At 64.7% G+C, this 17,880-nt stretch carries 17 protein-coding genes; 9 read left to right on the forward strand and 8 right to left on the reverse strand.

The features are described 5' to 3' along the window. The 5 genes from GR167_RS12065 to GR167_RS12085 all read right to left on the reverse strand — a co-directional run bounded on the left by GR167_RS12065 (nt 1) and on the right by GR167_RS12085 (nt 6,332). Nucleotides 1–960, reverse strand: a complete 960-nt coding sequence (locus tag GR167_RS12065; RefSeq protein ID WP_160973786.1) for a phosphoadenosine phosphosulfate reductase — start codon at nt 958–960, stop codon at nt 1–3. Between the two features lie 251 nt (nt 961–1,211). Continuing rightward, nucleotides 1,212–2,261, reverse strand: coding sequence for a glycosyltransferase family 2 protein (locus GR167_RS12070; protein ID WP_370741302.1), 1,050 nt, complete (start codon nt 2,259–2,261; stop codon nt 1,212–1,214). 2 nt (nt 2,262–2,263) lie between these two features. Then, nucleotides 2,264–4,654, reverse strand: a complete 2,391-nt coding sequence (locus tag GR167_RS12075; RefSeq protein WP_160973787.1) for a glycosyltransferase family 2 protein — start codon at nt 4,652–4,654, stop codon at nt 2,264–2,266. Next, nucleotides 4,654–5,304, reverse strand: coding sequence for a sulfotransferase (locus GR167_RS12080; RefSeq protein WP_160973789.1), 651 nt, complete (start codon nt 5,302–5,304; stop codon nt 4,654–4,656). The genes GR167_RS12075 and GR167_RS12080 overlap by 1 nt, the downstream gene beginning before the upstream one ends. Then, on the reverse strand, nt 5,301–6,332 hold the full coding sequence (locus tag GR167_RS12085; RefSeq protein ID WP_160973862.1) for a glycosyltransferase family 2 protein: 1,032 nt from the start codon (nt 6,330–6,332) through the stop codon (nt 5,301–5,303). The genes GR167_RS12080 and GR167_RS12085 overlap by 4 nt, the downstream gene beginning before the upstream one ends. A 226-nt stretch (nt 6,333–6,558) precedes the next feature. Between GR167_RS12085 and GR167_RS12090 the strand changes: the two genes are divergently transcribed. Together GR167_RS12090 and GR167_RS12095 are read left to right on the forward strand one after the other, a co-directional pair. Continuing rightward, on the forward strand, nt 6,559–7,467 hold the full coding sequence (locus GR167_RS12090) for an AAA family ATPase (RefSeq protein ID WP_160973790.1): 909 nt from the start codon (nt 6,559–6,561) through the stop codon (nt 7,465–7,467). A 60-nt stretch (nt 7,468–7,527) separates the two neighbouring features. Continuing rightward, on the forward strand, nt 7,528–8,781 hold the full coding sequence (locus GR167_RS12095; protein ID WP_160973792.1) for a vWA domain-containing protein: 1,254 nt from the start codon (nt 7,528–7,530) through the stop codon (nt 8,779–8,781). Nucleotides 8,782–8,785: 4 nt separating this feature from the next. Here GR167_RS12095 and GR167_RS12100 read toward each other — a convergent pair whose 3' ends face one another. Then, entirely contained in the window at nt 8,786–9,403 is a 618-nt protein-coding gene (locus GR167_RS12100) for a class I SAM-dependent methyltransferase (RefSeq protein WP_160973794.1), read from the reverse strand. Between the two features lie 56 nt (nt 9,404–9,459). On the opposite strand from GR167_RS12100, the gene GR167_RS12105 reads away from it, so the two are divergent. The 4 genes from GR167_RS12105 to GR167_RS12120 all read left to right on the forward strand — a co-directional run bounded on the left by GR167_RS12105 (nt 9,460) and on the right by GR167_RS12120 (nt 12,790). Next, complete coding sequence (locus GR167_RS12105; RefSeq protein ID WP_160973796.1) at nt 9,460–10,062, forward strand: YeeE/YedE thiosulfate transporter family protein; 603 nt, start codon at nt 9,460–9,462, stop codon at nt 10,060–10,062. Nucleotides 10,063–10,064: 2 nt separating this feature from the next. Beyond that, a complete protein-coding gene (locus GR167_RS12110; RefSeq protein ID WP_160973798.1) occupies nt 10,065–10,655 on the forward strand; it encodes a YeeE/YedE thiosulfate transporter family protein in 591 nt (196 codons plus the stop codon). Between the two features lie 153 nt (nt 10,656–10,808). Then, the gene (locus tag GR167_RS12115; RefSeq protein WP_160973800.1) at nt 10,809–11,774 is read left to right on the forward strand and encodes an XdhC family protein; all 966 of its coding nucleotides are present in this window, start codon (nt 10,809–10,811) and stop codon (nt 11,772–11,774) included. Then, nucleotides 11,771–12,790, forward strand: coding sequence for a molybdopterin-binding protein (locus GR167_RS12120; RefSeq protein WP_160973801.1), 1,020 nt, complete (start codon nt 11,771–11,773; stop codon nt 12,788–12,790). Before GR167_RS12115 ends, GR167_RS12120 begins: the two co-directional genes overlap by 4 nt. Here GR167_RS12120 and GR167_RS12125 read toward each other — a convergent pair. Further along, complete coding sequence (locus GR167_RS12125; RefSeq protein WP_160973803.1) at nt 12,787–13,272, reverse strand: flavodoxin family protein; 486 nt, start codon at nt 13,270–13,272, stop codon at nt 12,787–12,789. The two genes, GR167_RS12120 and GR167_RS12125, sit on opposite strands and share 4 nt — an antisense overlap. A 283-nt stretch (nt 13,273–13,555) precedes the next feature. Between GR167_RS12125 and GR167_RS12130 the strand changes: the two genes are divergently transcribed. The 3 genes from GR167_RS12130 (at nt 13,556) to GR167_RS12140 (ending at nt 16,691) form a co-directional block, all read left to right on the forward strand. Further along, a complete protein-coding gene (locus GR167_RS12130; RefSeq protein ID WP_160973804.1) occupies nt 13,556–14,566 on the forward strand; it encodes a C4-dicarboxylate TRAP transporter substrate-binding protein in 1,011 nt (336 codons plus the stop codon). Between the two features lie 80 nt (nt 14,567–14,646). Beyond that, complete coding sequence (locus GR167_RS12135) at nt 14,647–15,291, forward strand: TRAP transporter small permease subunit (protein WP_160973805.1); 645 nt, start codon at nt 14,647–14,649, stop codon at nt 15,289–15,291. Then, nucleotides 15,291–16,691, forward strand: a complete 1,401-nt coding sequence (locus tag GR167_RS12140) for a TRAP transporter large permease (RefSeq protein ID WP_160973806.1) — start codon at nt 15,291–15,293, stop codon at nt 16,689–16,691. The genes GR167_RS12135 and GR167_RS12140 overlap by 1 nt, the downstream gene beginning before the upstream one ends. Before the next feature lie 106 nt (nt 16,692–16,797). On the opposite strand, the gene GR167_RS12145 is transcribed toward GR167_RS12140, so the two are convergent. Next, nucleotides 16,798–17,880, reverse strand: a complete 1,083-nt coding sequence (locus GR167_RS12145; protein ID WP_160973807.1) for a DUF1513 domain-containing protein — start codon at nt 17,878–17,880, stop codon at nt 16,798–16,800.

The raw sequence follows: 17,880 nt of genomic DNA on the forward strand, positions 1-17,880 counted from the left end.
TCAGCCGCGTTTCGGCGGGATCCTGATCAGCCCCTCCTCGGCGGCCTTTTCCAGCGCGTCGAGCCGGCGGCGAATCCGCGGCGCGTTCATCCGGGCCACCACGTTGCGGCAGACCATGGTCGACAGCCAGGGCCGTTCGGCCACATCCATCTTGGCGATCAGCCCGCGCAGATAGGTCGGGTGGTCGCGCCGGGCGCGATAAAGCGCGGCGAAAAGCGCCTCGTCCAGCCGGTCTTCGCCAGCCGCCTGCAGGATCGGGAACAGGATTTCCATCGCGATCAGTTCCGATTGCAGCGCATCACCCATGTTCGGCATTCGCAGCTTGGTCACGTTGGGCCGGGTGAACAGCGCCGCATGCATCGCGTCCAGGTCCTCGCGCGGGTCGTAGACCACGAACCCCTTGGCGGCGGCATCCAGCATGTCGGGGGCATAGCCGTAGCGGTCGGTGAACGAGGTGCGGCGCATCTCGATGAAACGGTCGTCCCATTCGGTGACCCGCGGGTCCAGCGTCGCCTGCGGCTGCACCGCGACCACGCTGGCGCCGGGGGCCGCCACCGAATAGGCCGAGGCCGCGTACCCGCAGGGACCGGCGCCGTAGAACACGATGCGGTCGAAATCGTCGAAGAACCCGTCGTCGATCAGCCGGTCGAAGAAGCCATAGATGTTCATGTCGCGAAACCAGGTGTCGCTGTCCGACACCACCGCCAGATGCGACCAGCCAAGCGCGCGGGCGAAATCCCAGCCCAGCGGCTGCGCGGTGTCCGACAGCGCCTGGATGCCCTGGATCGATTCGAAACTGACCAGCAGGACCGGGCCTTCATCGACGAAACCGGCGATATGGCGATCGCCCAGGGGCTGGAAAAACCCGGTTTCCTCGGTGATTTCGATGAATTTCTTCAGCCACTCCGCCTTCTTCAGCCCATTCAGCGGCGTGTCCAACGGATTGGGGGCGTCCAGCATATCACTCGTTCCTCAAGGTCTTGCGCGCCCGGGGGCACGTTTTCTTTTGCGGTGAAGCTAGACCCGCTTTGGGGCGAAAATGCGGAAAATCCGGGGGGAGTTCTGGACAGAAGCGCCGGGGCCGTCCCGATCCCGGCCTGCTTTTTCTTGGCCTAAATACCTCCGCCGGAGGAGGCACTCGAGGCGCAGGCCGCAGGCCGGAGCCGAGACAAACAAGCGCGCCAAAGGCGCACAATCTGCGAACGGGTGGATCAGTCCCGCCGCGCCTGCCGGCCGAGATTGGCGAATTGGGTCAGGAACCGCGCGGCATCCTGCGACACCGGCCGCGACGGCGGCGTGGTCAGCAGCCGACCGAACAGCGCGCGGTAGGGTTCTTCCAGCATCAGTTCCATGAACCGGGTCTTGCGCCAGGCCACGGCTTCGTCATGCAGCCGGGACAGGTCGGGATCGGATTTCAGCCACTCCAGTTCGGCCTGCATCGGCTGCGACAGGGCCTGGATCGAGCGGTCCATATCGGTGTTGAAATTCCGCTCCACCCAGTAATCCAGGTCCAGCATGTGATCGGAATGCACCGCGCGGCCGCGCGCGGCCTTGAGCACATAGCTTTCCATCGCGCCAAGCGCATAGTGGTTCAGCTGCGCCAGCGCGTAATTCGACTGGCCGTAATTGGAAAACACCCGCCCGGTGGCGAATTTGCGGTCCAGCTCACGCCCCTCGCCATCGAACCAGCGCGCTTGCCCAACCCGTGCGGGGTCGGGCTGGCGCGGGCGGTGCACGCCCAGTTTCGTGTAGGTGCCGTCGTTGCGATAGAGCGTCTTGAACATCGCCGCGCGCCAGGGCCAGTGCATCACCACAGGCGCCGCGCGCAGGAAGGTGTCGGTCACCGGGGTGTCGGCGTATCGCACGATCCCGGCATTGCCGAACAGCCGCCAAGTCAGGGTGATGGCGGTCGCCTCAGGCAGGGCACTGATCAGATCGGTGATCCTGTGGGTGCCGCAATGGATATTGACGAATTCGTCCACGTCCAGCGTCATCACCCAATCGGCCGCTTCCATCAGCGGGTGCTTTTCGGCCAGCTTATAGGCGGTGAACTGGATGCCGCCCTTGCCATAGGGGCCGTCGTTGCGCACGTGCGTGACCAGCCCCATCTCGTCCAGCCGGTTCAGCATCGCATCGGTGCCGTCCTGGCAGTCGTTCGAAAACACCAAGAAATCGGTGATCCCCGCCGCCCGGTGATGGGCCAGCCATTCCAACAGGAAGGCCGCTTCGTTGCGCAGGGTGAGGATGGCGAGGATCTTCACGATCAGCTTTCCATGTCGAGCGCCAGCGCATAGGCGACTCGTTCGGTTTCATCGAGCTTGATGGTCAGCGCCTGCTGATAGAGGTCCTCGAATTCCGGGATCTGGTGAAGTTCGGCGGCCTTGGCCTTGTGCCATTCGAAGCCCTTGTCGTGCCAGTGCCGCAGCACCTCGTCTCCCTTCAGCCGCTCGAATTCGGCCTGCATCCGGGGCAGGTTGCGCTTGATCGTGAGGTCGCGGAAATCCGACCAGTCCATGCGGATCCAGTAATTCAGCCCGATCGAGCGATCCACGTGCAAGGCCCGCCCGCGCTGGCGTTTCACCAGGTAGCTTTCGGCGCTGCGCAAAGCGTAGTGATTGAGCTGGATCAGGTCGTAACCGATTGATTTCTTGGAATTGCGCCAGCCCTTCTCGGCGGCTTCGCTGGTCATGTCCTGGCCCGACCCGTTCACCCATTTTACGCTAGATTTGAAATCGTCGCGCAGCTTGTTGGGCCGGTGGCAGCTGATCTTCTCATAGGCGCCGATGTTTTTGAACATCGTCTTGAAACCCCAGACCGTATGGGGCTTGGGGCAGAATTTCGGCGCGCAGGTGTCGAACTGGTCGATCACGAAGCGGTCTTCCAGCGCCGTCACGCCGTTATGGCCGAACAACCGCCAGGTCATCGCAACGTTGGTCGCATCGCCGATCCGGTCGAAGAAATCGGGCAGCGTGCCGTTGCCGCAACGGATGTTCATGAATTCGTCGACGTCGACATGGGCGATCCAGTCGGCGTTCTGCAGCACCGGTTCCTTCAGCGCCTGGTTCAGCGCGTGCTGCTGCGGCGAGTTGCCTTTCCACGCGTCGTTATTGCGGTGCTGCACGATACCGAGTTCCTGCAACCGGTCGAGGATTTCGCTGGTCCCGTCGGTGCAGTCGTTGGTGTAGATCAGGAAATTGTCGATCCCGATGGCGCGGTGATAGGCGACCCATTCGAGGATATAGGGCGCCTCGTTCTTCATGCAGCCGACGATCAGCGTGCCGGTGCTGCCTGCGGGCAGATTGCGCGGTTCCATCGGGGCATAGGGGGCGGCAAGCTGTTCCTCGTCCACCAACCCCAGCCGGTTATGCGGCCGGAAGGAGGACGCCCGCAGCTTTTCGTAATTCTGCACCGCCAGCGGCGTCATGATCCGGCGCGCGCTATCCGACAGCCCGTCCTTCGGGGCGGGTTCCGCCGGGGCAGGGTCTGCCGGGGCCGCCTGCGGCGCAGGCGCGCCGGACAGCCGGGCGATGTCGGCGGCCTTGTCCTTGCGGTCTTCCTGCGTCGCCTTGTCGATCCGCCACAGGAAACCCAGCAGGTATTGGGTGGCGCGGAAGCCTTTCGTCGGATCGGCCTCCTGCCAGTCGGGCAGCGGCGCGTCGGGGGTCAGGCAAGTGTCGGTCAGGGCAGGGTGGGTGTCCAGCAGCGCCCTGTTCGCGTCGGCGAAGCCCAGCGACACGGGCGCCAGCGATCCGGGTTCGATCACGGGCCCGGGCACAGCGATCTCGCCCATGAACTTGCGCCAGAGCTGCCGGTTGATGATCCGGTCGGACTTCCGCAAAAGGTCGAGGAAGACCTCGTTCATCAGCCGCCCGCGGGTCAGCCAGGCCGCCGAGGGTTGTTGCGGCGGTTTCGCCGCCGCCGCCCGCCCGATACTACCGTCGATGCCGAACATCGCGCGGATCTCATCGGTGGCATCCTCGGAATAAAACAGCGCCTCGTCATAGGGGCGGAAGCTGACCGAACCGGCCCCGAACACCGCTTCCCATTCGGCCTGCAGCTGTTGGTAATCGAGCCAGAAGGCCGGGCACTGGGTTTCCAGGAACTGGCCGTTCTGCGGCACGATCTCGTGCCCGTCGAGCAGCGCATCGTCCCACCAATCCGCCGTCCCGGCCATCTCCATTTCCATCTCGAGCGACGTCGCCCGCCCGGCCAGCACCTGCGCCGCGTAATGGCGCGCCAGCAGCCGGCCCTGTTCGTCGATATGCGCGATCACCTGGATATCATCCGACAGCGGTGCCAGCAGCGCCTTCAGCCGTTCGATTTCCGAGCGCCGCGCCAGCGACCCGCCCAGCTGTGCCGCCGACAGGATCAGCGCCTGCGGCTGTTTCGCCGCCACGTCGCGGATCAGGGCCTGCTGCACGTCGTTGAACAGCGCCGCCTGCTTGTCCGAGGCGATGAAGCCCCGGTTGAAGCGCAGCGGGTCGATATGGTCCGGATCGGTCACCGCCATGTAAAGCCGGGTATGGTTCTTCGGCCCCAGCCCGCGCGGGAACAGGTATCCCTTGCCCGCCAGTTGCTCGCGCTTGTCCGACAGGATGTCCTGCAGACGATCCGCCCCGGTCTGTTCCAGCCCGATATGCAGGTAGATACGCATCAGGCGGCCTCCGGTCCGTTGGTCTTGGGCTGCTTCTTCGGGCTCTTGTTGGCGCGGCCCCACCATTTCAGCTCGATCCCGAGGAAATTACCGATCTTCTGCGGCGCGGACGTATCGGCCAAGTCGTATTCCAGGAACGCCTCGTCGCCCTCGAACAGCTTGCGCATATGCGCGTGATGCGCCGCGATCCACTGCGCCCTTTCATGCCCGGTTTCGCCGTATCCGCGCGGCAGCCCCGGGATGGCGTTCTGCGGCAATCGTTCGGCGCCCAGGTTGGACCAGCGCAGCATGCTGTCGGAAATCGCTTTCGGATCGCGGTAGGACAGCAGGAAACGGGCCCCCGGATGGTGTTCGCGGATCGCGTCGATCAGCCCCCAGTCGGTCTGCGGCCAAAGGCTCATCCCCTCGCGCAGCACGTTGACCTCGGTGAAGGCGTCGAAATCCTCCATCAGCGCCAGCGGATCGCCGTTGTGGAAATAGCCGTCATACATCAGCTTGCCGACAAAGGCGCCGTGCAACCCTGTATCCTTGGTCTGGCGGCGGCGGATGCGGTAATCGGCGGTCTTCAGCCCGGCGATCTTCAGCGCCCGCGCCAGCGTCGTGGTGCCCGATTTCGGTAGGCCCAGATTGATCACCCGCAGCCGGCTCATGTGGCGAGCCCCAGTTCCGCGATCATCTTTTCCTCTTCGGGGGGCAGCTTGCTCGCCGCGCGCAACTGATCGCGCATCGCCCGGTAGGTGGGCTGTTGCAGCAATTCGTCCCGCTTGGCCCGGTGCAGCGCGCAGGCCTCGTCATGCAGCGCCGCAATCTCGGGGTCCGATTTAAGCTCGGCCAGCGCCTTTTCCAAGTCGGGCAGGTAGCGCCGGATCGAAAGGTCCTGCCACGCCGGATCGTTGCGTTCGCGCCAATAAGTATCGTCGAAATCGCGGTTCTCGCGGTTCACGTCGCCGCGGTCGTTCTTGACCAGGTAGCTGTCGAGCGAGCGCAGCGCGTAATGGTTCAGCGTCGCGAAATCGCGCGCGCCCTGGGCGGGAAACTTGCGGATGCGGCGCGGATTGGCGGCGATCAGGAACCGGTGCGGCACGTCGCGGCCCGACCCGTCGGTCCATGTCGGATGACGCTTCTTCGGCAGCTTCGCCTTGAAGAACGGCCTGTGTGCGCCGTAATACTGCAGCGGGAAATCGTGCCGGATCAGCGACTTGACCTCCTGCGCCACTTCCCCGCACCAGATATCGGGATTGTGCGACCGGGTGAACTGTTCGATCACCGGCCGGTCTTCGAACCCCTCGATATCGTCATTGGCGAAGAATTGGAAATTCAGCGAAATCGCCATTGGATCGCCGCAGGCCTGAACCAGCGCCGGGATGGTGTGATCGCCCACATGGATGTTCAGGAATTCGTCGACATCGGCGATCCAGACCCAATCGGCATCCAGCACGATATCCTGTCGGGCGGCGTCCTTCAGCGCCTCCATCTGGTAATTGCGCCCCTCGGCCGGGTTGGGCAGGTGCCGCACGATGCCGCGCGCCGACAAGGCATCCAGCATCCGGTCGGTCGCATCGGTGCAATCGTTGGAATAGAACAGGAAATCCGTCACCCCGATCAGCCGGTTGAACGCGATCCATTCCAGCAGGAAGGGGCCTTCGTTCTTCACACAGGTCACCGCGGTCACGCGCATCGGACGGTCCCCTGGGGTCTCGGTCATGTCACTCGGTTGCTCTCTGCTCGCGGGCGGCGCAGAACAATATTGCGTTCGCCGCCTGATCGTTGCCGAAATCATTACAGTTCAGGGGGCTAAGCGTCAATCAGCCGACACCGGGGCCGGGGCGGGGCGCCACACGCGACAATGGTCGTGCTTGACGCGGGCGCGCGCGCCTGACTGACTGTCGGCAGGGAGGATTGAGATGAGCGATGTGACTTCGATTGACGACGTGCAGGCGCGGCTGGCCGAACAGGATTACGTCTGCGGCCGGGCGCTGGCGACGGTGCTGTTCCTGTCGCTGAAACTGGGACGGCCGCTGTTTCTTGAGGGCGAGGCCGGCACCGGCAAGACCGAGATCGCTAAGGCGATCGCCAGCGCCCTGGGCCGCCGCCTGATCCGGCTGCAATGCTACGAGGGGCTGGATGCGGCCAGCGCGGTCTATGAATGGAACTTCGCCGAACAGATGATCGCCATCCGCACCGCCGAAGCTGCGGGCGGCGCCGACCGCGACGTGCTGAAATCCGAGCTGTTCACCGAGGAATTCCTGATCGAACGCCCGCTCTTGCAGGCGATGCGGCCGCAGGTCGAAGGCCCGCCGGTGCTGTTGATCGACGAAATCGACCGCACCGATGAACCGTTCGAGGCCTTCCTGCTCGAAGCCCTGTCCGATTTCCAGGTCACCATTCCCGAACTCGGCACCGTCAAGGCGCCGGAACCGCCCATCGTGATCCTGACCTCCAACCGCACCCGCGAAGTGCATGACGCGCTCAAACGCCGCTGCCTCTATCACTGGGTCGATTACCCCGATTTCGAACGCGAGCTGGAAATCCTGCACGCCCGCGCCCCCGAGGCTGCAGAAGCTCTCAGCCGCGAAGTGGTCGCCTTCGTCCAGCGGCTGCGCACCGAGGACCTGTTCAAGAAACCCGGCGTCGCCGAAACCATCGACTGGGCCAAATGCCTGCTGGCGCTCGACGTGCTGTCGCTTTCCCCCGAAGTCATCGCCGACACGATCGGCGCGATCCTGAAATACCAGGACGACATCCAGCGCCTGCAGGGGTCGGAGGCCAAGCGCCTGCTCGACGAAGCCAAAGCCTCGCTTGATCCGGTCTGATGCTTCTTCTTGGTTCAAATACTCCGGGGGTCCGGGGGCAGCGCCCCCGGGGGTCGGCCAATGGTTGATCTCCCCGATCTCGAGCTGCCGGAAAACCCCAAGCTCACCCACAACATCACCCATTTCGCCCGCGCCCTGCGCAAGGCGGGGCTGCCCATCGGCCCGGGACGAGTGATCGACGCGATCCGCGCGGTCGAGGCGGCGGGCTTCACCGACAAGCGCGATTTCTACTGGACCTTGCACGCCTGTTTCGTGAACCGCCCCGAACACCGGGCGGTGTTTGCGCAGATATTCCGGCTCTACTGGCGCGACCCGCGTTACATGGAACACATGATGGCGATGATGCTGCCCGCGATCCGCGGCGTGCAGGAGGAACGCAAGGCGCGCTCGGCCGAAAAACGCGCCGCCGAGGCGCTGCTCGACGGGGTCGAACCCGACCTGCCGGAGCCGGAGGAGAACGAGGAGGACTTCCTGATCGAGGTCGACGCCTCGCAGACCATGTCGGCCGAGGAACGTCTGCGCACGCTCGATTTCGAACAGATGAGCACCGATGAGATCGCCCAGGCCAAGCGGATGCTGGCGCGATTGAAGCTGCCGGTGAAACCGATCCCCTCGCGCCGCACCCGGGCCGCCCGTCTGGGCCACGAAATCGACTGGCGCCGCACCATGCGGGGCACCATGCGGCGGGGCGGGGAACTTTACGACATCGCGCTGAAGAAACGCCGCGAGCGCTGGCCCAACCTGATCGTGCTTTGCGACATTTCCGGATCGATGAGCCAATACAGCCGGATGGTTTTGCATTTCCTCCATGCTGTCGCCAATGAAAAAGGCGCGGGATGGGCCAGGGTGCATGCCTTCACCTTCGGCACCCGTTTGACCAATATCACCCGCCACATGCGCACCCGCGACGTCGATCAGGCGCTTTCCGATGCCGGGGCCGAGGCGCAGGATTGGGAAGGCGGCACAAGGATCGGCGATTGCCTGCACGCCTTCAACCGCGACTGGTCGCGCCGGGTGATGGGGCAGGGGGTGGTGGTGCTGCTGATCACCGACGGGCTGGATCGGGGCGATCCCGAGGCGCTGGCGAAGGAAATGGAACGGCTGCACCTGTCGGCGCGCCGGCTGATCTGGGTCAATCCCTTGCTGCGATGGGACGGCTTCGCGCCGCGCGCGCAGGGCATCCGCGCGATGCTGCCCCATGTCGACGCTTTCCGCGCCGGCCATTCGGTGCAGACGCTGGAAGAGCTGGCCGAGGCGATTTCGCGCAGCCATGATAGTGGCGACAAGGACCGGTTGATGGCGCTGCTGGACTGAGCGTTCAGTAGGGGCGTTTCTGCACCAGGGCGTAGAAGAACCGCTGCTCGGTCCCGCCCGGTGTCACATGGGTGTGGCGCAATTCCTCGATCAGCCGGAAATCCGGCCCCAGCAGCGCCATCAGCTTCGCGGCGTCGTATTTTTCCACCACCTGGCCGCTGCATTTGTCCGGCCCGTCCGGGGCGAAGGTGCCGATGACGGCGAAGCCGCCCGCCGCCAGCGCCCGGTCCAGCGTGTCGCGATAGGCCGCCTGATCCGCCGGATCGGTCAGGAAATGCAGCGCCGCCCGGTCGTGCCACAGCGCATAGCGCCGCTCGGGCCGCCAGCGCAGCATGTCGCCCGCGATCCAGGTCACCGGCGCGTCTTCGGGCAGGCGGTCGCGGGTCGCCTGCAAAGCCGCTTGCGACAAGTCGAGCGCGGTCAGGTCGAGAAACCCCAGATCGAGCAGGCAATCGGTCAGCCGCGACGCCCCTGCACCGATATCGATCAGCGCCGCGTCATGCGCGACCCCGCTTCGCGCGATCAGTTTGAGCGAGGTTTCCGGCCGCGCCTCGAACCAGCCGAGCGCGTCGGCGGATTTGCTTTGATAGGTGTTTTCCCACTTGGTTTCGGCGTCGGTCATATCGGGAGTCCTGTTTTTTAAGCGCGCACCTTGATCTGAATCATGCAGTTATCTGAATGCATATAGATATAATTTTTCGAATAAGAATTAGGGAAGGAATAATTCACATGGTACTCAATTGGAAAACGGGGGGCGTGCTTCTGGGCTTCGTCTTCTTCCTGGCGGTGTTGCTGGTCAAGCCGATCGGCGTGTCGACCCAGTTCGTCATCCTCGACGGGATCATCGGCGACGCGGTGAATTCGGAACTGGTGACCAAGACCGAGGAAGGCTACACCTCGACCAACGCCTATCTGGCCAAGTCGGGCGGCAAATACGCCAAATCGGTCGCCAATCCGCTGAATTACAGCTTCATCTTCGTGCTGGCGATGATGGCGGGCGCGTTCCTGTCCACCATGGCGCGCGGCGGGCTGTCGAAGGACGAACGCACCATGCCCGCGATCTGGCGGGCGAATTTCGGTGACAGCGCGGCGAAACGCTACGCGGTGGCCTTCATTGGCGGCTTCATCGTGCTCTACGGCGCGCGGCTCGCCGGTGGCTGCACCTCGGGCCACATGATGAGCGGCATGATGCAGACTGCCTTGTCGGGCTATCTCTTCGCCGCAGGCGCCTTTGCCGCCGCCGTGCCCGTCGCCATGATCATGTACAAGAAGGAGGGCTGAACATGACCTCGATCATCCTCGCAATCGTGATTGGCGCCGCCTTCGGCGCGGTGCTGGATCGGATCGGCGCGACCAATCCGAACTGGATCGGCAAGATGCTGAGCCTGAAGAACCTGCACCTGATGAAAACCATCCTTCTGGCCATCGGCACCGGGTCGATCCTGATGTTCGCCGGCCAGATGATCGGCCTGGTCGATGTCGGCCACATGTCGGTGAAGACCGCCTATGTCGGCGTGTTCATCGGCGGTCTGCTGCTGGGCGCGGGCTGGGCCGCGTCGGGCTTCTGCCCCGGCACCGGCGTCTGCGCGGCGGCCTCGGGGCGCAAGGACGGGCTGTTCTTCATCGCCGGCGGGTTGCTGGGCGCGGCCGCCTATATGGTGACCTATCCGGCCTGGAAGGCCAGCGGCATGCTCGACGCGATCGCCGGCGGCGCGGTGACGCTGGGCACCGTGCCCGGGTCCAAATACGAAGGCATCACCGGCATGTCCGGCGATATCCTCGGCATCATCCTGGGGCTGGCCTTCGTCGTGGTGGCTTTTGTCCTGCCCGAACGCCCGATGGGCGGCGGCGCCGAACCGGTGCCTGCGGAATGATCCGCTGACATGACATCAGGGCCCGCGCGCCGGATAGGGCGCGCGGGCCTTTTCTTTTGACCGAAGAACAATTTTCCGCCCCGGCGCAACCGGCACCAATGGACAAGACGGATTCTCGCGCTACCCTGCTATCAAGGGCAAGGGAGGATGGTCATGGAGCGGTTTGATAACATTCCGGAAATCGCGCTGGACTGGCACCGGGCGGGCAAGGGCGCGGTTCTGGCCACCGTGGTGCAGACCTGGGGCAGCGCGCCGCGCCGGGTAGGCAGCCAGCTGGCGATTTCCGGCGCGGGCGAAATCGAAGGATCGGTGTCGGGCGGCTGCGTCGAAGGCGCGGTGGTGGTCGAGGCGATGGAAGCGCTGGAGGACGGCGCGCCGCGGATGCTGGAATTCGGGGTCAGCGACGGCGATGCCTTCGCCGTGGGGCTGGCCTGCGGCGGCACCATCCGGGTGCTGGTCGAACCGGTAGGTAGCGTGATGCCCGCCGACATGCTGGCCGATCTGGTCGCGGCGCGCGACCAGCGCACGCCCATCGCCTATGTGGTCGATACCGAAACCGGCGCACGCCGCCTGACGCGCGATGAATTTCCCGACCGGTTCCGCATGGACCGATCCGGTTTCGAGGAAGACGGCACCACCTTCGTGGCGGTCCACAACCCGCCGCTGCGGATGCTGGTGGTGGGTGCGGTGCATATCGCCCAGGCCTTGGTGCCGATGGCGCGCATCCTGGGATACGACCCGGTGCTGATCGACCCGCGCGAAAGCTTCGGGTCGCAGGCGCGGTTTCCCGGTGAAACCATCCTCAACGACTGGCCCGACGAAGGGGTGCAGGCCTACGGGCTCGACAGCCGCACCGCGCTGGTGCTGCTGACCCACGATCCCAAGCTCGACGATCCGGCGCTGGAACAGGCGATGGGATCGGACGTGTTCTATATCGGCGCCCTGGGATCGTCGCGCACCCATGCCAAGCGGGTTGAACGGCTTCGGGCCAAGGGCTTCAGCGACGACCAGATCGCCAGGATTCACGGGCCCGTGGGGCTTGATATCGGCTCGGCCAGCCCGGCCGAGATCGCCCTGTCGATCCTGGCCGAATGCACCCAAGTGTTGAGGCAGGGATGAAGTTCGGCCCGGTCCCCATAGGGGAGGCGGAAGGCGCGATCCTGGCCCATTCGGTGAGCCTGAACGGCAAACGGATGCGCAAGGGCGTCGTTTTGACGGCCCCCGACATCGCGGCGCTCAGTGCAGCCGGGGTGCAGCAGGTGACCGTCGCGCGGCTCGATCCCGGCGACATCCACGAAGACGCGGCGGCGGGGGCGCTGGCCACGGCGCTGGTGCCCGATCCGGCTTCGGCGGGGCTGCGGCTGTCGCAGCCTTTTACCGGCCGGGTCAACATCACCGCCGACGGGCCCGGCGTGGTGGTGATGGATAAGGACCGGCTGGTGGCGCTGAACGGGGTCGACCCGATGATCACCCTGGCCACCGTGCCGCCCTATCAGCAGATGGCCGAGGGCGGCATGGTCGGCACGGTCAAGATCATTTCCTACGGCGTTGCACGGGCGGATTTGGACCGCGCCTGCGATCTGGGCGCGGGGGCGTTGCGGTTGGCGCGGCCGGTCTGCCGGACGGCATCGCTGATCATCACCGACATTCCCGGCGGTCCCGGCGACAAGGGGCGCGAGGCGATCGAGGCGCGGGTGACCATGCTGGGCATGACCCTGGCCGAGTGCCGCCAGGTGCCGCATCGCGAGGCCGCGCTGGCCGAGGCGATCGCGGCGGCCAAGGGCGATCTGCTGATGGTGCTGACCGGATCGGCCACCTCGGATGCCTATGACGTCGCGCCGCAGGCGCTGCGCCGGGCGGGCGGGAAGGTGGAACGGTTCGGCATGCCGGTCGATCCCGGCAACCTGCTGTTCCTGGGGACCTTGGGTGAGCGGCCCTTCATCGGGTTGCCGGGCTGCGCCCGGTCGCCCGCGCTGAACGGGGCCGATTGGGTGCTGAGCCGGGTTGCCTGCGGTTTGCCCGTCAGCGGCGATGACATCGCCGCGATGGGGGTAGGTGGATTGCTGAAGGAAATCCCGACCCGGCCGATGCCGCGCGCGGGTCGCAAAGGAGCGCGCGGTTCATCCCCTGGTTAGCCCGCGATCAGATCATCCAGCCGGTCGGCGAAATCCGCGACCTTGGCTTTGAATTCGCCGCTTTCGATTTCCTTGTCGGTCAGGATCAATGTCGCGACGGGGGCGTGGCCGATTTCTTCTTCCAGTTGTTTCAGGACCTTCTTGCCGCCGCTGCCGCCCTGGGTGACCCAGGCGGCATAGCGGCCCAGCTGGGTGCCTTCCTGGTCCAGCCAGCTGAGCACCGGGGCGCTGACGTGGCTGGCCCAGGTGGGGCCGCCGATGATCACCAGCGGATATTGCCGCGCCGGGAATTCCGGCGCGGTGATCGGGGCCGGTTTCCGGGTCAGCGCAGACCAGGCCGAGGCAAGGTAGGAGCGCAATCCAGGCTTTTGATTCTTATTGGTTATTTCTTCGCAATCCGAATCGAGATGCCGGCTGAGTTCCGCCGCGACGCTGCGCGAATGGCCGCTGCGCGTGTGGTAAACGATCAGGCTTGATTTCATGAGCGGGCGATCCGTTTTCGAAACGTCGGGATGGAACAGGCGGCAAGCGCTGCGAAGAGGCGATGAAAGGAAGGTCGTGGGGTGTGGTGTCATTCTTTTGACAGATCAGGACGGCTGTCAATAGGGGGAGGGGGAAATACCCGCTATGCGGTACTAGTGTCACATTCGTCCGGCGGAAATTGGTTCCGCAAAATGCCGCCAATGGTCTTGGCAGTCCCTTTCCCCTGCGCTAGCCTCTGTCCCAAGCGGCCGGGAGGAGAAGGCCGCGAAATGGGAGAACACTATGAAATCGATTTTTGCCAAGGCCGCCGTGGCGGCCCTTGCCTTGGGCTTTGCCAGCGAAACCATGGCCGAGGAATGGAACGTGTCGGTCTGGGGCAAACGCCGCGCCTTCACCGAACATATCGAGAAACTGGCCGAGCTGGTTGCTGAAAAGACCAATGGCGATTTCACCATGAATGTCAGCTATGGCGGTCTGTCGAAGAACAAGGAAAACCTCGACGGGATTTCCATCGGCGCGTTTGAGATGGCGCAGTTCTGCGCCGGCTATCACCCGGATAAGAACCCCTCGATCACCGTGCTGGAACTGCCCTTCCTGGGCGTCAACACGCTGGAAGAGGAAGTCGCGGTCAGCAATGCGGTATACGCCCATCCGGCGGTCGAGAAGGACCTGGCGCGCTGGAATGCCAAGCTGCTGATGACCTCGCCGATGCCGCAATACAATCTCGTCGGCACCGGCGAGCCGCGTGATACGCTGGAAAAGATGAACGGCATGCGGGTGCGCGCCACCGGCGGGATCGGCCAGGCCTTCAAGGCGATTGGCGCGGTGCCGACATCGGTGACCTCGTCCGAGGCCTATAACGCGATGGAATCCGGCGTGGTCGATACCGTGGCCTTTGCCCAGCACGCGCATCTGGCCTTCCGGACCATCGATCAGGCCTCCTGGTGGACCGCCAACCTGAACCCCGGCACGGTGAATTGCCCGGTGGTGGTCAATATCGATGCCTATGAAGGGCTGAGCGACGCGAACCGCGAAGCGCTGGACAGCTCGATCGACACGGTGATCGCATACTACCTTGAAAACTACGGCAAGACGCTGGCCAAGTGGGATCAGGTTCTGGCCGAAAAGAACGTGACCAAGGTTGTCATGTCGGACGAGGAAATCGCCAAGTTCAAGGCCGCCGCCGCCGACCCGATCCGCGATGAATGGATCGCCAAGATGGAAGCCCAGGGCATCCCGGGGCAGGAACTCTATGACCTGGTGATCGAGACGCTGAAGAAACAACGGATGTAATCCGGGGTTATTGCGGGCCGCTCCGGATACCGGGGCGGCCCGTGTCTTTATAAACATAAGAATAGACGGGGGATGATGGCATGGCAGGGTCTTCGGCTGTGCTCGAAGACGGCTCGGGTCTGAGCCGTCTCGACAGAGGATTGCACCGGATCGAACGGGCGCTGGCACTGATCAGCGGGCTGGCGGTGTTTTCATTGATGGTTCTGGCGGTGGTGTCGGTCAGCGGTCGCAACTTCTTCAACGCGCCGCTGCCGGGCTATGTCGACTGGATCGAACAGGCGATGCCGCTCATTGCCTTCATGGGCATCGCCTATACGCAACGCGACGGCGGCCATATCCGCATGGACATGCTGGTGGGGCGGCTGAGCGGCCGGGCTTTGTGGCTGGCCGAGCTGATCACCGCGCTGGTGTCGCTGCTGCTGATGGCGCTCCTGGTCTGGGGCAGCTGGGAACACTTCCTGCGCAGCTTCGATTTCAACGCCCCGCTGTGGAGCCGCGACAGTTCCATCGATATCGGCATTCCGCTCTGGCCGGCCAAGCTGCTGGCGCCGGTGGCGTTTTCGGTGCTGTGTCTGCGGCTGTGCCTGCAGATCTGGGGCTACGGCCGTGCTTTGCTGCTGGGGCTGGTCGAACCGGTGGCGGTGCCGCTGGTGATGTCGGCCGCCGCGCAGGCGGCGGAAGAGGCCCAGCATGTCAGCGCCTTGGATGAAAAGGGGAAAGACTGATGGAAGAGATTGAAATCGGTCTGTGGGTGTCCGCTGGCCTGCTCGTCTTCGTCGTGCTGGGGATGCGTGTGGCCTTCGCCGCCGGTCTGGCCGGGCTGATCGGGCTGGTCTGGATTTTCTGGAACAAATACGATTACGACCCCGACAGGTTCGGCAAGGCGATGACCATTGCGGTGAAAACCGCAGGCCAGGTGCCACATTCCAAGGTGTCGAGCCAGGCGCTGTCGCTGATACCGACCTTCATCCTGATCGGCTACCTGGCCTATTATGCGGGCCTGACCAAGGCTTTGTTCGAGGCCGCCAAACGCTGGGTCGGCTGGTTGCCGGGCGGGCTGGCGGTGTCCACCGTGTTCGCTACCGCAGGCTTCGCGGCGGTGTCGGGCGCATCGGTGGCGACGGCGGCGGTGTTCGCCCGTATCGCCATTCCCGAGATGACCGCGATCGGCTATGACAAGCGCTTCGCCGCAGGCGTGGTGGCCGCTGCGGGCACGCTGGCCTCGATGATCCCGCCCTCGGCGATCCTGGTGATCTACGCGATCATCGTCGAACAGGACGTGGGCAAGCTGCTGCTGGCGGGCTTCATCCCGGGGGCGTTTTCGGCGGTGGTTTATGGCGGTCTGATCGTCGGGCTGGCGCTGCTGATCCCGAATTTCGGGCCTCCGGTGAAAGGCTATAGCTGGAAACAACGCTTCGCGGCGCTGCCGCCCGCGCTGCCGATCTTCTTCGTGGTGCTGATCATCGTCTTCTTCATCTACAACCCGTTCGGCGGCGATGCCTGGGGCACGCCGACCGAGGGCGGCGCCTTGGGTGCCTTCGTGGTGTTCCTGATGGCGATATTCCGGGGCATGCGCTGGCCGGAATTGAAGGATGCGTTGCTGGAAACCGCCAAGCTGAGCGCGATGATCTTCACCATCATCTGGGGCGTGCTGATCTATGTCCGCTTCCTGGGCTTCGCGCAACTGCCTGCCGCCTTTGCCGACTGGATCACCTCTTTGCACATGGCGCCGATGCTGATCCTGATCTGTATCCTGCTGGCCTATGCCGTTCTGGGGATGTTCATGGACGCGATCGGGATGCTGCTGCTGACGCTGCCGGTGGTTTACCCGGCGGTGATGGCGCTCAATGGTGGCGAGATGGTGAGCGCGGCCGACAGCACCTTCGGCATGTCCGGTCCGATGTGCGCGATCTGGTTCGGTATCCTGGTGGTGAAGATGGCGGAGTTCTGCCTGATCACGCCTCCGATTGGCCTGAACTGCTTCGTGGTGGCCGGCGTGCGCGACGATCTGAGCGTGCAGGACGTGTTCCGCGGCGTGACGCCCTTCTTCGTCGCCGATGCCGTGACGATCGGGTTGCTGGTAGCATTCCCGTGGATCGTGCTGTGGTTGCCCTCGCTCGCGTGAGGCGGCGTATTCCGGGGCGGAATACGCCCCGGTTTTTCAAATGAAAACCGCCTGCCTTTCGGGGCGGGCGGTTTGTTTTTGAGGGGCCTAGTAAGAGGGGGGGCGACTAGGCGTCGAGCGCCACCAGGTGGTTGTCCCACGCCGCCCGGTGCCGGGCCGCGGCGATCCGCCCCGACGCGCCATAGCGGACGATCTGGCCGCTGCCTGCGGTGGCGATGAACCCGTCCTTGCCGGCGTTCAGCCCGCAGACATCCGGTTCGTCCAGATGGGTGACGAAATCGCCGGTCGCGGTGTCGAAGACCTGCACCATGCCGCCGCGCGGCGAGGAAATGGCGATCTGACGGCCATCGGCGCTGAAGGCGATGGACCCGGCATAGTTCTTCATGTCGCGGTGCAGCCCGTCGGGTGCCTGCATCAGCTTTGGTGCTTCGCCTTCGCGGAACAGCCCGACCAGCGGCGGCGCGTCAGAGCCGTTGCCCTGCCATTGCATCGCGAAGCCCACCAAGCCGTCGGCGCGCAGCGCCAGGTGGCGGATCGAATTGAGCCTGAGCGAGATATCCAGTTCGGTCACCTCGCGCACGCCCTGATCGAGGTCCATCACCGCCAGGCTGGCGCGCATGGTGGGCAGGTTCAGCGGTGTGCGGCCCGATTCCGGGTGGGTGTCGATGCCGCCGTTTGCAATCACGAAACGGTCGGTGCCGGGCAGCCGCAGGATGTCATGCGGCCCGACACCCCCCGAGGCGATTTCGCCCACGCGCTTGTATCCCTTGGCGCGGTCCCAGATGCCGATCTTGCCGGTGCCTTCGTCATAGGCGTTTTCCGGCGTCAGCAGCAGCGACCCGTCGGCGGTGAAACAGCCGTGGCCCATGAAGTGGCGCCCCTCGGGGCTGTGCATTTCTGCCAGGACCTTGCCGCTGGCGCAGTCGATCACCCGGGCGAAGGTGCCGGGGCGGCGGGCGAAGGCCACCGCTTCGGCCTTGCTCGGATGGGCCGCCGCCGCGTGGCCGCGCCCCTGCAGTGGCAGCGAAAACATTTCCTCGCCAAGGTTCGACAGGCCGAACAGGCGGTAGCTGTTATCGGGCATCTTCGCCGCCGACAGGTAGGCGGGATTGCCGATATCGGCCCAGCTTGCCTGCGGGGCGAGCCCGGTGGCCAGCAGCCCGGCCAGGAATCCGCGTCGTGTCGTCAT

This window comes from Thalassovita mangrovi (assembly GCF_009857745.1).
Lineage (GTDB): Bacteria > Pseudomonadota > Alphaproteobacteria > Rhodobacterales > Rhodobacteraceae > Thalassobius > Thalassobius mangrovi.

Excerpts from the sequence above, each read along its gene's own strand:
- GR167_RS12065 (WP_160973786.1), bottom strand. The coding sequence starts at position 960 with ATGCTGGACGCCCCCAATCCGTTGGACACGCCGCTGAATGGGCTGAAG.
- GR167_RS12075 (WP_160973787.1), bottom strand. The coding sequence starts at position 4,654 with ATGCGTATCTACCTGCATATCGGGCTGGAACAGACCGGGGCGGATCGT.
- GR167_RS12080 (WP_160973789.1), bottom strand. The coding sequence starts at position 5,304 with ATGAGCCGGCTGCGGGTGATCAATCTGGGCCTACCGAAATCGGGCACC.
- GR167_RS12085 (WP_160973862.1), bottom strand. The coding sequence starts at position 6,332 with ATGCGCGTGACCGCGGTGACCTGTGTGAAGAACGAAGGCCCCTTCCTG.
- GR167_RS12090 (WP_160973790.1), top strand. The coding sequence starts at position 6,559 with ATGAGCGATGTGACTTCGATTGACGACGTGCAGGCGCGGCTGGCCGAA.
- GR167_RS12095 (WP_160973792.1), top strand. The coding sequence starts at position 7,528 with ATGGTTGATCTCCCCGATCTCGAGCTGCCGGAAAACCCCAAGCTCACC.
- GR167_RS12100 (WP_160973794.1), bottom strand. The coding sequence starts at position 9,403 with ATGACCGACGCCGAAACCAAGTGGGAAAACACCTATCAAAGCAAATCC.
- GR167_RS12105 (WP_160973796.1), top strand. The coding sequence starts at position 9,460 with ATGCATATAGATATAATTTTTCGAATAAGAATTAGGGAAGGAATAATT.
- GR167_RS12110 (WP_160973798.1), top strand. The coding sequence starts at position 10,065 with ATGACCTCGATCATCCTCGCAATCGTGATTGGCGCCGCCTTCGGCGCG.
- GR167_RS12115 (WP_160973800.1), top strand. The coding sequence starts at position 10,809 with ATGGAGCGGTTTGATAACATTCCGGAAATCGCGCTGGACTGGCACCGG.
- GR167_RS12120 (WP_160973801.1), top strand. The coding sequence starts at position 11,771 with ATGAAGTTCGGCCCGGTCCCCATAGGGGAGGCGGAAGGCGCGATCCTG.
- GR167_RS12125 (WP_160973803.1), bottom strand. The coding sequence starts at position 13,272 with ATGAAATCAAGCCTGATCGTTTACCACACGCGCAGCGGCCATTCGCGC.
- GR167_RS12130 (WP_160973804.1), top strand. The coding sequence starts at position 13,556 with ATGAAATCGATTTTTGCCAAGGCCGCCGTGGCGGCCCTTGCCTTGGGC.
- GR167_RS12135 (WP_160973805.1), top strand. The coding sequence starts at position 14,647 with ATGGCAGGGTCTTCGGCTGTGCTCGAAGACGGCTCGGGTCTGAGCCGT.
- GR167_RS12140 (WP_160973806.1), top strand. The coding sequence starts at position 15,291 with ATGGAAGAGATTGAAATCGGTCTGTGGGTGTCCGCTGGCCTGCTCGTC.
- GR167_RS12145 (WP_160973807.1), bottom strand. The coding sequence starts at position 17,880 with ATGACGACACGACGCGGATTCCTGGCCGGGCTGCTGGCCACCGGGCTC.